The following is a 15,450-nucleotide window of genomic DNA, read 5'->3' as shown; positions in this document are numbered from 1 at the left end:
CGACCGACACCCCGCTGGTGGCGAACCCGACCCTGAACCTGATCAAGGCCGCGAACGCGTCCGCGGTGAAGAACCCGGCGACGGTCGGGGACACGATCACCTACACCTTCACCTCCACCAATACCGGCAACGTCACCCTCACCGGGGTGAGCATCACCGACCAGCTCCCGGGCCTGTCCGCGATCAGCTACACCTGGCCCGGCACCCCCGGCACCCTCACCCCCGGCCAGACCGTGACGGCGACCGCGACCTACCAGCTCACCCAGGCCGACATCAACACCGGCCAGGTCATCAACCAGGCCACCGCCACCGGGACACCACCCACCGGCCAGAACGTCACCACACCACCCGCCAGCGTCCCCGTCCCACTCACCGCCGGCCCGAAACTCACCTCCACCAAGACGACCGATCCCCTGCAGGCCGGCACCGCCTCCACGGTGGGAGACACCGTCACCTACCGGTTCTCGGCGAAGAACGAGGGCAACGTCACCCTCACCGGTGTGACGATCACCGACACGCTCCCGGGACTGTCCGCGCTGACGTACACCTGGCCGGGAACTCCGGGCACGCTGCTGCCCGGAGAAACGGTCACGGCAACGGCGACCTACACGCTGACGCAAGCCGACATCGATACCGGCCACGTCGTCAACACGGCCACCACGCGCGGCACTCCCCCGGCCGGGCCCGATGTGACGCCGCCTCCCTCCGTGACCGACACACCACTCGTCGCCAACCCCGACATGACCCTGGTCAAGACGGCCGATCGTGATCGGCTCAACAGCCCTTCCCGTGTCGGCGACCAGATCACGTACCACTTCACGGCGCACAACTCCGGCAACGTGACGCTCACGAACGTCGACATCGTCGACCCGCTGCCCGGGCTTTCGCCACTGACCTATTCCTGGCCCGGAGCTCCCGGCACGCTCCTCCCGGACCAGAAGGTCACGGCCACCGCCGTCTACACGCTCACCCAGGCAGACCTCAACACCGGTCACGTCGCCAATGCTGCGACAACCACCGGAACGCCGCCCACAGGTCCAGCGGTGGTTCCGCCACCTGCGCTCAACGACGTCCCGCTCACAACCGGCCCGGGACTCGACCTCACGAAGGTCACTCTCACCGACGGCCTGTCCCGTCCCGCCAAGGTCGGCGACCTCGTCACCTTCCGCTTCGCTGCGCAGAACATCGGCAACGTGACCCTGACCGACGTCAGCATCGCCGACCCCATGCCCGGTCTATCCGCCCTCACGTACACGTGGCCGGGAACTGCGGGAACGCTGCAGCCGAAGGAGACCGTCGTCGCGACCGCGACCTATCGCCTCACCCTGGCCGACCTCAACGCCGGGCACCTCGCCAACACGGCGACGGCGGTCGGAACGCCCCCGTCAGGTCCGGCTGTGACGCCGCCGCCGGCGAACACCGACACCCCCTTGGGCTCCGCGCCGTCGATCAGCGTCGCGAAGTCCGCGACTCCCTCCGACGGTTCGCGCCTCTCGGTCGGGTCGACCATCACCTACACGTTCGTGGTCACCAACACCGGCAACGTCACTCTCTCGAACCCGCGGGTGGACGAGACGCGATTCACCGGCTCCGGCGCCCTGTCACCGGTCAGTTGCCCGCCGACCCCACGCCTGGACCCGGATGACGTCATGACGTGCACGGCCAGTTACGTCCTGACCCAGGCAGACGTCGACTCCGGTCGGCTGTCCAACGAGGCGACCGCGACCGGTACGCCGCCCACCGGGCCGGACACGACCTCTCCGCCTGCGGACGTCGACATCACCTTCCCGCCGGCTCCCGCGTTGAGCATCGTCAAAGCGGCCGACCTCACGACCGTCGCCACCCCGGCTCAGGTCGGAGACAACGTCACCTTCCACTTCGTAGCCAAGAACGACGGCAACGTGACGCTCACCGATGTCGCCATCACCGATCCACTGCCGGGGCTGTCTCCGATCACACATGCATGGCCGTCCGGAGGGACTCCGGGGACCCTGCACCCGAAGGAGGAAGTCCATGGAACCGCGACGTACCGCCTGACCCAGGCGGACCTCGACGGCGGACACCTGGCGAATACCGCGACGACACGTGGCACGCCTCCGTCCGGACCGCCGATCACGCCGCCGCCCTCCGGCACCGATTCGCCGCTGGTGGTCACGCCCTCGATCTCAGTGGACAAGAAGGCCGACACCACCGCGATCAGCTCGCCCGCGGCGGCCGGCGATGTCGTCACCTACACCTTCGTGGCCAAGAACACGGGCACCACCACCCTGACCAACGTCTGGATCGCCGACCCGCTTCCCGGACTGTCCGCACTCACCTACACGTGGCCTGGGGTCCCCGGGATTCTGGCGCCATCGGACGTCGTGACCGCGACGGCGACCTACCGCCTCACCCAATCGGACCTCAACGCGGGCGCCGTCGTGAACACCGCCACCACCTCAGGAACGCCGCCCACCGGAACCCCGGTGACCGACGACGGGACCGCGACGGTGACACTTCCGCCGGAACCGAAGCTCGAACTCACCAAGGACGCCGACGCGACCGCGATCCAGTCCCCGGCTCAGGTCGGCGACACCGTCACCTTCGCCTTCGTCGCCCGGAACAGCGGCAACACCACCTTGACCGATGTCTCGATCACCGATCCGATGGCCGGTCTGACCTCGCTGACCTACGATTGGCCGGGAGTGCCGGGCACGCTGCAGCCGAAGGAGTTCGTCACCGCGACAGCGACGTACCAACTCGCTCAGGCCGACATCGACGCCGGGCACCTGGGAAACACCGCCACGGCGACCGGCACCCCTCCGACAGGAACGCCGGTGACCACCCCACCGGCGTCGACGGACACTCCGCTGGTCTCCACCTCCGCGATCGAGCTGGTCAAGACGGCAGACACGAGCGCGGTCTCCTCCCCAACTACGGCCGGCGACATCGTCAGCTACACGTTCGTCGCGACGAACAACGGCACCACGACCTTGACGGACGTCTCGATCGTCGACCCGCTTCCTGGCCTGTCCGGGCTCACGTACACGTGGCCGGGAAATCCGGGGACACTCGCTCCGCGCGAGTACGTCACCGCGACGGCGACCTACCGCCTCACTCAGGCGGACCTGGACGCAGGCACAGTGGTCAATACCGCGAGGACCACGGGCACACCGCCGTCGGGAACGCCGGTGACCGACGACGGGACCGCGACGGTGACACTTCCGCCGGAGCCGAAGCTCGAGCTCACGAAGGACGCCGACGCAACCGCGATCCAGTCCCAGGCTCAGGTGGGCGATACCGTCACCTTCTCCTTCGTCGCCCGGAACACCGGGAACGTGACGATGACGGGTGTCACGATCACCGATCCCCTGATCGGCTTGTCCGCGCTCGTCTACGACTGGCCGGGAACCCCCGGCACCCTCCAGCCGAAGGAGTTCGTCACTGCAACCGCGACGTACCAGCTCGTTCAGGCGGACATCGACGCCGGGCATGTGGCGAACACGGCGACCTCCGCGGGCATCCCGCCGACCGGAACCAGAGTGACCACCCCACCCGCGTCGACCGACACCCCGCTCGGAGTCGCCCCCGCGATCGAACTCGTGAAGAAGGCGGACACCAGCGCCGTCAGCACTCCGGCGCATGCCGGCGACACCGTGACGTTCACATTCGCGTCCCAGAACACCGGGAACGTCACGCTGACCGATGTCGCCATCGACGACCCCCTCCCAGGTCTGTCGGCACTGACCTACTCCTGGCCGGGCAGCCCGGGCACGCTGACCCCGGGACAGAAGGTCACCGCGACAGCGACCTACCAGCTCACCCAGGCCGACATCGACGCCGGGACGGTCGTCAACACGGCCACCACGATCGGAAAGCCGCCCGTGGGCACCCCGGTGACCGATGAGGGAACAGCCACAGTGGACCTTCCGCCGGCGCCGAGCATCGATCTCACGAAGCTCGCCGATCCGTCGACGGTACAGACCCCGCCACAGTCAGGCGACACCGTCACGTACACCTTCGTGTCGGAGAACACCGGCAACGTGACACTGACCGGCGTCAGCATCACCGACCCGAAGCCGGGCCTGTCCGCTCTGACCTACACCTGGCCGGGTACCCCGGGCACCCTGGCCCCGAAGCAGAAGGTCACCGCCACGGCCACGTACCAGCTGACGCAGGCGGACATCGACGCCGGGCATGTGGCCAACACCGCAGGCACCGAGGGCACCCCGCCCACCGGCACGAAGGTCACCGACGGGGCATCGGCGGACCTGCCGCTGGTGACGGTCCCGAGCATTGACCTGGTCAAGGCGGCCGACGTCGCCGCGGTCCAGTCGCCGCCCCGGTCGGGTGACACCGTCACGTACACCTTCGTGGCGGAGAACACCGGCAACGTCACCCTCACCGGTGTCGCGATCACCGACCCGAAGCCGGGCCTGTCCGCCCTGACCTACACCTGGCCGGGTACCCCGGGCACGCTGGCTCCGAAGGAGAAGGTCACCGCCACGGCGACGTACCAGCTGACGCAGGCGGACATCGACGCCGGGCATGTGGCCAACACCGCAGGCACCGAGGGAACCCCGCCCACCGGCACCAAGGTCACCGACCAAGCCTCCGTCGACATCCCGCTCACCACGGAGCCAGGCATCCGGCTCGTGAAGAAGGCGGATACCGCACTCGTCCAATCACCGGCCGAGAGCGGCGACACGGTCACCTTCACGTTCGCGTCTCAGAACATCGGGAACGTCACCCTGACGAACGTGGTCATCCAGGACCCCCTGCCGGGCTTGTCATCACTCACGTACACGTGGCCGGGTTCACCGGGAGTGCTCGCGCCGGGTGAGACCGTCACGGCCACGGCGACCTATCGTCTGACGCAGGCGGACCTCGACGCCGAAGAGCTGGTCAACACCGCGACCACGACCGGGACCCCGCCGTCCGGAGACGACGTGACAGACGTGGCCACCGTCACGATCCCTCTCCCCGCCGATCCCGCCCTGACCGTCGTGAAGTCCGCGGGCACCATGGGGATACAGACTCCGACCGGCGCCGGCACCACGATCACGTACACGTTCACGGTGACCAACACGGGGAACGTGACGATGACCGGAGTGAGCGTCGCCGACCCGATGGTCGGCCTCTCACCGCTCACCTACGCCTGGCCCGGCGCGCCGGGAACGCTGGCGCCACGGGAGACCGTGATCGCCACGGCCACCTACGTGTTGACCCAGGCCGACATCGACGCGGGGCACGTGGCGAATACGGCACGGGCAACGGGAACGCCGCCGTCCGGAATCGTCGTCACGCCGCCGCCCGCGAGCACCGACACGCCACTGGCTCCCTTCCCCTCGATCGAGCTGGTCAAGACCGCCGACGCGGCGGCCGTGCAGTCGCCTGCTCGTCCCGGTGATGTGGTCACCTACACGTTCCGATCGAAGAACGACGGAAACGTCACCCTGACCGGAGTGACCATCACGGATCCGCTCGCCGGGCTGTCCGAGCTCGCGTACTCGTGGCCAGGAGCGCCGGGAGTCCTCGCCCCCGACGAGAGCGTCACCGCGACCGCGACCTACCCGCTCACCCAGGCGGACATCGATTCCGGCCACATCGCGAACACGGCGTCGACCGTGGGAACGCCGCCCTCGGGCGTCGCCGTCACGGACGAAGCGTCGGCAGAAGTGCCGCTGGCGGCCGATCCTCGGCTCACGCTGATCAAGACGGCCGATGCCGGCCGGGTGCAGTCCCCCGCGATGGTCGGCGACACCGTCACGTATCGCTTCGTCGTGAGCAATACGGGCAACGTGACGATCGACGGAGTGTCGGTCGCAGATCCTCTCGCCGGGCTGTCGTCGCTGACATACGCGTGGCCCGGCGTTGCCGGGCGGCTGGAACCGGGGCAATCGGTGACGGCGACGGCCGAATATCGACTCACGAACGCCGACCTCGCTGCGGGCCATGTCCAGAACACCGCCGTCGCGGTGGGTACTCCTCCGTCCGGTGAGAGGACCACCACTCCGCCCGCTTCGGTCGACACTCCACTCTCGCGACAGTCACTCCCCGCGGTGTCCGGATGAGCATGCGGAGTCGGCGACGAACGGTGACAGGAGGTGCGATGTCGCGAGGTAGAGGTACACTCTCGTTCGAACATACGTTCGACAGACGAGGTGAGCAGCATGACCGAGATCGACGAGACCGTCGCCGTCTGGACGACCGACGAGGGCGTCCCCATCCGGCTCGTGTGGAGATCCACTCGATATCGGGTGTCCGACACCCCGACCGTCTGGGCGGAGGTCTGCGCCTGGTGGCGCCCCTTCGGCGAGCATCGCTACCCCATCGGCAGCGTCCCCCGGTCGATCGGCGGTTGGCGATTCCAGGGGACCAGCGAAGACGGCGAGGCCCACGTCTTCGACGTCCGGCACGACGCGAGCGCCCGATCGTGGCGGCTGGTCCGCGTTTTCGACTGACCGCAGCGTGGCTTACCCGCGCCGCGCATCCCGTCGCATAGCCTCCATCGGGTGATGGACGACCGCTACGGAACCGATGTGCTCGCCGGCGACTGGAGAAGCGCCGGCAAGAAGTCCGTCCCCACCGTCGAAGCCGTACGAGACCTCGTCCTCGAGGACGCAGCATCCGGCTTCTGCGGCGCGATCACGCGACTCGAGGCGCAGACGGTCGAACTCGAGGACTACTTCGGCAAGAAGCGCGTCTTCCCACTGACAGGCTCGTTCCTCATCGACGGAGAGCCGGTACGCCTGGTCGTCCCATCCCGCACCCCGGCCGGCCCCACGCGGACCGCATCCGGATCGTTCGCCGTCGGCGACCAGAAGGCACGCGTCGCCCGCGCCAGCCGCATCTTCGTGGAGGGTCGCCACGACGCCGAACTGGTCGAGCGGGTCTGGGGCGACGACCTGCGCGTCGAAGGCGTCGTCGTCGAATACCTCGAAGGCGTCGACGACCTCGACGCGATCGTCCGCGAGTTCCAGCCGGACCGCGGACGGCGCATCGGCGTCCTCGTCGACCACCTCGTCCCCGGGTCCAAAGAGAGCCGGATCGCCGAGCAGGTGGCACGCGGGCCGTACGGCGCGCACGTCCTCGTCGTCGGCCACCCCTACATCGACATCTGGCAGGCGGTGAAGCCGCAGCGGGTCGGCCTCGACGCCTGGCCGAGCATCCCCCGCTCGATCTCCTGGAAGCACGGCATCTGCGCCGCCCTCGGCCTCCCCCATGAGACGCAGGCCGACATCGCACGCGCCTGGAAGCGCATCCTCGGCCAGGTCCGCTCCTACACCGATCTCGAGCCCGAGCTGCTCGGCCGGGTCGAGCAGCTGATCGACTTCGTCACCGAACCCCAAACGCGGTAGACGCGGCCTGGCTGGCGACGCTCACCAGCCGTATTCGGTGTACGACTCGCCCCGTTCGAGCGCCTCGATGCCATGCCGGATCACCGGGATGACATCGCCCGGGAGCGCGCGCAGCGGCGCCCAGACCAGCTCGGAAGCCTTCTCCGGCTCCCCGATCACGGGAACCGCACCCGCGGGGAGTGCAGCAGCGAAGAAGAAGTCGATGTAGGCGTCACCGTCCGCGCGACCATGCTGGACCAGGGCGAGCCGCACCTGATCGGGACCGAGCGCGAGGCCGATCTCCTCCCGCGCCTCACGGAGCAGCGCGGCCGTGGCCGACTCCCCCGGCTCGATGTGTCCGGCGGGGAGCGACAGCTCGCCGTCCCGATACCCCGTCCCCGCGCGGCGTTGCAGCAGGATGCGGTCGCCGTCGAACAGGCACAGGTACACGGCGGCGGGATAGGTCGGGCGCACGCGTCCATTGTGCGCCGACGACTGTCGGTCGGGTGGCGTACTGTTCTTCTCCACACGGAGCGGTTGTCCACAGCGTCGAAATTCCATTTGCGTTGTTCGAACATACGTTCGAAAATGGACTCATGTCCCTCGCAGCTCCACACCTCGATGAACCGGTCGCCGACCGGGCGCAGGTGCACGAGCTGCAGACCCGCATTCGGCAGATGCAGGCAACCAAGCTCGAGAGCCGGAGCCTGCAGACGCATCCAGCGCTCTCGCCCCTCCTGCCAGGAGGTTCGCTCAAGGCAGGGGCGGCGTACTCGGTCCGCGGTTCCACGACACTGCTGATGGCCATGCTGGCCGGTCCGAGCGCGGCCGGGGCATGGTGCGGTGTGATCGGGATGCCCGACTTCGGGGCAGAAGCCGCCGGGCGGTTCGGCATCGACCTCGAACGGCTCGTGCTGGTGCCCCACCCCGGCGACCACTGGCTCACCGTGACCGCGGCGGTCGTCGATGTGCTCAGCGTGGTGGTCGTCGCGCCGCCCGCGCGCGCGAAAGACGGCGACGTCGCCCGGCTCACCGCCCGGCTGCGGCAGCGCGAAGCGACTCTCATCGTCGCCGGCGACTGGCCACAGGTGGAAGCGACGCTCACCGTCGCGCGCAGCGGGTGGGACGGCCTCGGCACCGGGAACGGCTACCTGTCGTCCCGGCGCGTCACCGTGGAGTCGGCGCCCCGCGGCGGGACGGGGCCACGCCGCACCGCCGAGCTGTGGCTGCCGGCCGTCGACGAGAGCTTCCGCGCTTCCGGGCCCACGCGGCTCGAGGCGGTGAGCTAGATGACGGACGGAACACGCGAAGCCGTCGTCACCCGGGCGATCGTGCTCTGGTGCCCCGACTGGCCGGTCATCGCTGCGCAGCAGGCGCTCGACCTGCCACCCGACGAGCCGCTCGCCCTGGTCGAGAAGGGCGTCGTGTTCGCCTGCTCCCCAGCCGCACGAGCCGACGGGGTGAAGCGCGGGCTGCGGATGCGCGAGGCGCAGGCGCGCTGCCCCCAGCTGAACGTGCTGCCGTACGATCCGGTGCTCGATGCGCGTGCGTTCGAGCCGGTGCTCGCCGCGATCGAGGAGATCACCCCCGGCGTACAGCCGGTCCGCCCCGGCACCTGCGTGCTCCGGGCGCGCGGACCCGCGCGCTACTACGGCGGCGAGGAGCAAGCGGCCGCCGAGCTGCTGCGCTGCCTGGAAGGGCTGGGCCTGCCGGATGCCCGGGTCGGGATCGCCGACGGTCCCTTCGCCGCCGAGCAGGCCGCGCGCTCGACGGGAGCCGCCCGGCCTCTCAGCAGCGCCACCCCCACCGGGACGACGTCGACCGATGCCGGCGCGTCGACCGATGCCGCTGCCGGTCGCGCTGCTGATCCCCCCGCCCCGCACTTCTGGGGCCGCAGTCGTGTGCGCATCATCCCGTCCGGCGGCTCCCCGCGGTTCCTGGCCCCGCTCCCGGTCGCCCACCTGGGCTTCGCCGAGCTCACGCCGCTGCTGCGCCGGTTGGGGCTGCATACCCTCGGCGACATCGCCGCGCTCTCGCGCGTGGACATGCGGGAGCGGTTCGGCGAGCGGGGAGAGCTCGCGCACACCCTCGCCAGCGGACTCGACGCCACGGCGGTGGTGCCGCGGACTCCGCCGAAGCAGCTCGACCGCTCCATCGAGTTCGAACCTCCCCTCGACCGTGTCGACCAGGTGACCTTCGCCGTGCGCGGCACGGCCGAGCAGTTCATCGGCGGGCTCACCAAGGCCGGGCTCGTGTGCACATCACTGCGGGTGGAGGTCACCGACGAGTCCGGGCGGGTCAGCGAGCGCACCTGGCTCCACCCCCGGTTGTTCTCTCCGCCCGACGTGGTCGACCGCGTCCGCTGGCAGCTGCAGGGCTCCGGCGCGATCGACTCCGGGCTGGCGTCCCCGATCTCCCGGGTGGTGCTCGAGCCGGAGGCGGTCGACGACATCGGCCACCACGAAGACGGACTGTGGGGCGGCGGCGCCGACGAGCGCATCCACCACGGCCTCACCCGGGTGCAGAGCATGCTCGGGCACGAAGCGGTGGTCACGGCCACGATCGGCGGTGGCCGCGCGCCCGGTGAACGGCAGGTGCTGGTGCCGTGGGGCGACCGGCCTGTGGGGGTGGCCCGCGCCGACCAGCCGTGGCCCGGATCGCTGCCGGCACCTGCGCCGTCGACCGTGTTCGAGGTCCCGCGTCCCGTCGCGGTGCTCACCGAAGAGGGCGCGCCGGTCGAGGTGACCGATCGCGGAGACGTGACCGCGCCGATCGCCCGCTTCTCCGCCACCGGCCAGGCGCGGGACGCCCGGCCGGTCGACTCCTGGGCCGGGCCCTGGCCCGTGCGGGAGCGGTGGTGGGACGCCACCCTCTCCCGGGCGATGCACCGCTTCCAGCTGGTCGATGCCGACGGCACCGCCTGGCTGCTCGCACTGGCCGGCTCCGGCTGGTTCGCGGAGGCGCGCTATGACTGAACGAGGCGATGTCTGATGGGGTGGAACAATCCGCCGATCCCGTGGGCCGAGTTCGAGCGGCGGCTCTCCGGACGACGCACCGGACAGCAGGCAGACGAACGTCCGTCGTCGCGCAAGCGGCAGAAATACGTGCCGCAGGCGATCCCGGAGACGCCCGAGGACGCGGTCCCGTACGCCGAGCTCCACGCGCACAGCAACTTCAGCTTCCTCGACGGCGCGTCCTCCCCGGAGGAACTGCTCGAAGAGGCCACCCGGCTGAACCTGCACGCGCTCGCCCTCACCGACCATGACGGCATGTACGGGGTCGTGCACCTGGCCGAAGCGGCAGAGGCGTACGACCGGGTGAAGACCGTCTTCGGCGCCGAGCTGTCGCTGTCGCTCACCAAGCCGCAGAACGGCGAACCCGATCCAGAGGGCAGCCACCTGGTCGTGCTCGGCCGCCGGCAGGGCGGCTACCATCGGCTCGCCGCCGCGATCACCGCGGGGCAGCTCGCCGGAGAAGAGAAGGGGCGGCCGGTGTACCGGCTCGACGAGCTCGCCGAGCAGTCGGGCGGCGAATGGATGGTGCTGACCGGATGCCGGAAGGGCGACGTCCGGCTGGCCCTCGCCGAGCACGGCGAACGTGCAGCGGAGCGGGAGGTCGCGCGGCTCGCCGACCTGTTCGGGCACGACAACGTGCTCGTCGAGCTGATCGATCAGGGCGCCCCGCGCGACTCGACCGACAACGACATCCTCACCCGTATCGCCGGCCGGCTCGGGCTGCCGACCGTTGCGACCAACAACGTCCACTATGCGAGCCCGGCGCAATACCCCCTGGCGACCGCCGTCGCCGCCGTGCGCGCCCGCCGCAGCCTCGACGAACTCGACGGCTGGCTGCCCGCCGCTGGAGCGGCCCACCTGCGCAGCGGCGCCGAGATGGCCCGCCGGTTCGCGCGCTACCCCGGCGCCGTCGAACGGACCGTCGAGATCGCCGACGACCTCTCCTTCCGTCTCCGCAGCGCACGCCCCCGGCTGCCGAAACAGGACGTCCCTGAGGGCCACACGCCGATGAGCTGGCTGCGCGAGCTCACCTGGCAGGGCGCCGCCGAACGGTATCCCGACCTCGACAGCAACCCGGCGAAACGCGAGCGCATCGAACGCGAGCTGGATGTGATCGAGGCGAAGGACTTCCCCGGCTACTTCCTCATCGTCCACGACATCGTCCGGTTCGCCCGCAGCCGCGGCATCCTCTGCCAGGGTCGCGGATCCGCGGCGAACTCGGCGGTCGTCTACCTGCTCGGGATCACCGCCGTCGACTCGATCAAGTACGACCTGCCGTTCGAGCGGTTCCTCTCCAGCATGCGCGAGGAGGAGCCCGACATCGACGTCGACTTCGACTCCGATCGCCGGGAGGAGGTCATCCAGTACGTCTACGCCAAGTACGGCAGGCACAACGCGGCGCAGGTCGCCAACGTGATCACCTACCGCCCCAAGAACGCCGTGCGCGACATGGCGAAGGCACTCGGCTACTCCACCGGCCAGCAGGACGCCTGGAGCAAGCAGATCGACTCGTGGGGCACCGTCCAGACCAGCGACGACCACGACATCCCGGACGACGTGGTGGGTCTCGCGCAACAGGTGCTCAAGTTCCCGCGGCACCTCGGCATCCATTCGGGCGGGATGGTCCTCACCGACCGGCCCGTCGGCGAGGTGTGCCCGATCGAGCACGCCCGCATGGAGGGCCGCACCGTGCTGCAGTGGGACAAAGACGACTGCGCATGGATGGGGCTGGTCAAGTTCGACCTCCTCGGCCTCGGGATGCTGTCGGCGCTCGACTACTCGATGCGCACCATCGAGGCGTCGCTCGGCGAGAAGTGGACGCTCGACAGCATCCCGAAGGAGGAGCAGGGCGTCTACGACATGCTCTGCCGTGCCGACTCGATCGGCGTCTTCCAGGTGGAGAGCCGCGCCCAGATCGGCACCCTGCCGCGACTTCAGCCCCGCAGCTTCTACGACCTCGTGATCGAGATCGCGCTCATCCGCCCCGGTCCCATCCAAGGCGGGGCGGTGCATCCGTACATCCGCCGGAAGCTCGGCAAGGAGCCGGTCACCTACCTGCACCCCTCGCTCGTGCCGGTGCTGGAGCGCACGATGGGTGTCCCACTGTTCCAGGAGCAGCTGATGCAGATGGCGGTCGCGGTCGGCGACTGCACGGCGGAGGACGCCGACCTGCTGCGCCGGGCCATGGGCTCCAAGCGCGGGGTGGAGAAGATCGAAGCGCTCAAAGCGAAGCTGTACGACGGGATGGCGAACAACGGCATCACCGGAGCCGACGCCGACGCCATCTACGAGAAGATCGAGGCGTTCGCCAACTTCGGCTTCGCGGAGAGCCACGCGATCAGCTTCGCGCTGCTCGTCTACGTCAGTTCGTGGATGAAGCTGCACTACCCGGGCGCGTTCCTCGCCGGACTGCTGCGCGCCCAGCCCATGGGCTTCTACTCACCGCGCACCCTCACCGCCGACGCACGCCGGCACGGCGTGATCGTGCACCGCCCCGACATCCAGCGCTCCGGCGTCTTCCCGCTCCTCGAGCCGCTCGACGATCCGGACGCCCAGCGCGGGCCGACCGGATCCGATCCGTGCCTGCAGACCGATCAGCCGCCGATCGACCCCTTCGATCCGGCGGTCCCGCTCGACTTCGCCGCGCACCGCCGCGACGCCGGTCACGCGGTACGCCTCGGCCTCGCGGCGGTCACCTCGATCGGCGAGAAGGTCGCGGAGCGCATCGTCGCCGAGCGCGAAGCGTACGGCCCCTACCGCGACCTCGGCGACCTCGCCCGGCGCACCGGACTCAACACCGGTCAGCTGGAGGCGCTCGCCGCCGCCGGCGCGTTCGACGGTTTCGACCTGAGCAGGCGGCAGGCGATCTGGGAGGCCGGCAACGCCGCTCAGGAGCGACCGGAGTACCTCGCCGGCACGGCGATCACCGTGCAGCCGCCCCTGCTGCCGATGCTCTCCCCCGCCGAACAGCTCGCCAGCGACCTGTGGGCGACCGGTATCTCGACCGACGACCATCCCATCCGCTTCCTGCGCCCGGCGCTCGCCGCCCGCGGCGTCCGCCCGGCCGACACGCTCGCCGCGGGCGAATCCGGCCGGCGCATCGAGGTGGGCGGCGTGGTGACGCATCGGCAGCGTCCGGCGACGGCGGCGGGAGTCACGTTCCTCAACATCGAGGACGAGACCGGGATGGTGAACGTCATCTGCCCGGTCGGGGTCTGGAACCGCTATCGCCGGGTCGCCCGCCAGGCACCGGCGATGATCGTCCGCGGCATCCTGGAGCGCAGCGAGGAAGGCGTCGTCAATGTGCTCGCCGACCGGCTCGAAGCACTCGACACCGGCATCCGAACCGTCTCGAGGGACTTCCGATGAGCCGCCTCAGGCCGCAGCGCGTCCCGTCACTCCTCGAACCGCAGGTGCCGCACACTGCGACCGTTCCTGCGCACCAGACGGAGCGCCTCCACACCGATCCGGATGTGACGCTCGACGAAATCGCGCGTCACTCCGAGATCGCTCTCCACCGTCTTCACGCCCTCCGGCGTCATCGGCTGATCCGAGATGAGCAGCAGCGCCCCGCTCGGGATGCGGTTGGCGAAACCCGCCGCGAACACCGTCGCCGTCTCCATGTCGACGGCCATGCACCGCGTCCGCTTCAGGTACTCCTTGAAGGTGTCGTCGTGCTCCCAGACTCGGCGGTTCGTCGTGAAGACGGTGCCTGTCCAGTAGTCCTGCTGGAAGTCGCGGATGGTGGACGACACGGCGCGCTGCAGCTGGAACGCCGGGAGCGCTGGCACCTCGGGAGGCAGGTAGTCGTTCGACGTGCCCTCGCCGCGGATCGCCGCGATCGGAAGCACGAGATCGCCGAGCTTGTTCTTGCGCTTCACCCCGCCGCACTTGCCCAGAAACAGGGCGGCTTTCGGACACACAGCGGTCAGCAGGTCCATGATCGTCGCCGCGTTCGGGCTGCCCATACCGAAGTCGACCATCGTGATCCCGTCCGCCGTAGCGTTCGGCATCGAGCGATCCAGCCCGCGCACCTCGGCGCCGTACCAATCGGCGAAGCGCTGCACGTAGTCGCCGAAGTTGGTCAGCAGGATGTACTCGCCGAACTCCTCCAACGGAGTGCCGGTGTAGCGCGGGAGCCAGTCGCGGACGATGGCCTCCTTGTCCTTCATGCCGCCCTCGCTGGGCATCACATTCACCGCGGCCTCGCGGTCCTGCGCATCCACCATCCTGAGTCTCCCTTTCTCGTCCGCCGCCGGTCAGCCGGCGACGGTGGTGCCGAGCAGAGACCCGACGATGAACGTCGCAGCCAGCGCCAACGCGCCGCCCACCACCACTCGTACCATGGCACGACCCCGCGAGCTGCCCCCGATCCACGCCGCGACGTAGCCGGTGACGGCGAGGGCGACGAGCACCGCGACGAACGTGACCGGGATGCGGAACGCAGCGGGAAGCAGGATGGTCAGCATCGGGAGCACGGCGCCGCACGTGAACGCGACGGCCGATGCGAGCGCGGCATGCCACGGGCTGACGACGTCGTCCTGGTCGATTCCGAGCTCCGCCGACAGGTGCGCGGCGAGGGCGTCATGCGCGGTGAGCTCCACGGCGACCTTCCGGGCCGTGGCCGGCGTCAGGCCCCGCTGCTCGTACAGACCCGTCAGCTCGTCCAGTTCCTCCTCCGGCATCTCCGCAAGTTCGCGGCGCTCCTTCGCGATCAGCGATCGTTCGCTGTCACGCTGGCTGCTCACCGAGACGTATTCGCCCAGAGCCATCGAGATCGCCCCACCCACGAGTGCCGCCAGCCCAGCCGTCACGATCGCCGCAACAGAGGCCGTCGCCCCCGCGACGCCGACCACGACGGCGGCAACCGAGACGATGCCGTCGTTCGCCCCGAGCACGCCGGCGCGCAGCCAGTTCAGGCGCTGCGCCAAGCCACCGCGGTGCGGTTCGTCCGGGTGCGGCCCGCCCGCCGCCTCGTCAGCCGGCGCGCGGTCCGCGGCCGCGCGATCCGCCGCCGCGCGATCCGCCGCTGCGCGATCCGCCGCAGCGCGATCCGCCGCCCCACTCGCTGTCAGGTCATCCGATCCAGTGTCGCCCATGCGCCCAGCCTAAGAATC

The 15,450-nt window shown here is 69.8% G+C and carries 9 protein-coding genes; 6 read left to right on the top strand and 3 right to left on the bottom strand.

Going from position 1 to position 15,450, the window contains the following annotated elements; translation table 11 throughout:
* Window positions 1-17 precede the first annotated feature (17 nt).
* The 3 genes from AXZ95_RS19530 (at window position 18) to AXZ95_RS19520 (ending at window position 7,340) form a co-directional block, all read left to right on the top strand.
* Window positions 18-6,053 carry a DUF11 domain-containing protein gene (locus AXZ95_RS19530; RefSeq protein ID WP_166645328.1) on the top strand — a complete coding sequence of 2,012 codons (6,036 nt, stop codon included), beginning with the start codon at window positions 18-20 and terminating at the stop codon, window positions 6,051-6,053.
* Window positions 6,054-6,152: 99 nt separating this feature from the next.
* Window positions 6,153-6,443 carry a DUF6504 family protein gene (locus AXZ95_RS19525; protein WP_018191094.1) on the top strand — a complete coding sequence of 97 codons (291 nt, stop codon included), beginning with the start codon at window positions 6,153-6,155 and terminating at the stop codon, window positions 6,441-6,443.
* Between the two features lie 54 nt (window positions 6,444-6,497).
* Window positions 6,498-7,340: a DUF3097 domain-containing protein gene (locus tag AXZ95_RS19520; protein ID WP_018191095.1), complete on the top strand. Its 843-nt coding sequence runs from the start codon at window positions 6,498-6,500 to the stop codon at window positions 7,338-7,340.
* Window positions 7,341-7,361: 21 nt separating this feature from the next.
* Here AXZ95_RS19520 and AXZ95_RS19515 read toward each other — a convergent pair whose 3' ends face one another.
* Window positions 7,362-7,793: an NUDIX domain-containing protein gene (locus AXZ95_RS19515; protein ID WP_018191096.1), complete on the bottom strand. Its 432-nt coding sequence runs from the start codon at window positions 7,791-7,793 to the stop codon at window positions 7,362-7,364.
* Window positions 7,794-7,915: 122 nt separating this feature from the next.
* Here AXZ95_RS19515 and AXZ95_RS19510 point away from each other — a divergent pair, with 122 nt between their 5' ends.
* Genes AXZ95_RS19510 through AXZ95_RS19500 form a run of 3 tightly spaced genes read left to right on the top strand, consistent with a single transcriptional unit; the run spans window position 7,916 to window position 13,702 of the window.
* On the top strand, window positions 7,916-8,608 hold the full coding sequence (locus AXZ95_RS19510) for a hypothetical protein (RefSeq protein WP_018191097.1): 693 nt from the start codon (window positions 7,916-7,918) through the stop codon (window positions 8,606-8,608).
* Window positions 8,609-10,294 carry a DNA polymerase Y family protein gene (locus AXZ95_RS19505; RefSeq protein ID WP_018191098.1) on the top strand — a complete coding sequence of 562 codons (1,686 nt, stop codon included), beginning with the start codon at window positions 8,609-8,611 and terminating at the stop codon, window positions 10,292-10,294.
* Window positions 10,295-10,309: 15 nt separating this feature from the next.
* Window positions 10,310-13,702, top strand: coding sequence for an error-prone DNA polymerase (locus tag AXZ95_RS19500; RefSeq protein ID WP_018191099.1), 3,393 nt, complete (start codon window positions 10,310-10,312; stop codon window positions 13,700-13,702).
* Window positions 13,703-13,728: 26 nt separating this feature from the next.
* Here the strand turns inward: AXZ95_RS19500 and AXZ95_RS19495 are convergent, their stop codons facing one another.
* Together AXZ95_RS19495 and AXZ95_RS19490 are read right to left on the bottom strand one after the other, a co-directional pair.
* Complete coding sequence (locus AXZ95_RS19495) at window positions 13,729-14,562, bottom strand: AMP nucleosidase (RefSeq protein ID WP_018191100.1); 834 nt, start codon at window positions 14,560-14,562, stop codon at window positions 13,729-13,731.
* A gap of 30 nt (window positions 14,563-14,592) precedes the next feature.
* Window positions 14,593-15,432, bottom strand: a complete 840-nt coding sequence (locus AXZ95_RS19490) for a VIT family protein (protein WP_018191101.1) — start codon at window positions 15,430-15,432, stop codon at window positions 14,593-14,595.
* Window positions 15,433-15,450: the final 18 nt, after the last annotated feature.

The organism is Leifsonia sp. 115AMFTsu3.1, from assembly GCF_004362795.1.
Taxonomy (GTDB): Bacteria; Actinomycetota; Actinomycetes; order Actinomycetales; family Microbacteriaceae; genus Leifsonia.
The sequence above is the reverse complement of the archived record's forward strand: the minus strand, read 5'-3'. Positions and strand labels throughout refer to the sequence as shown.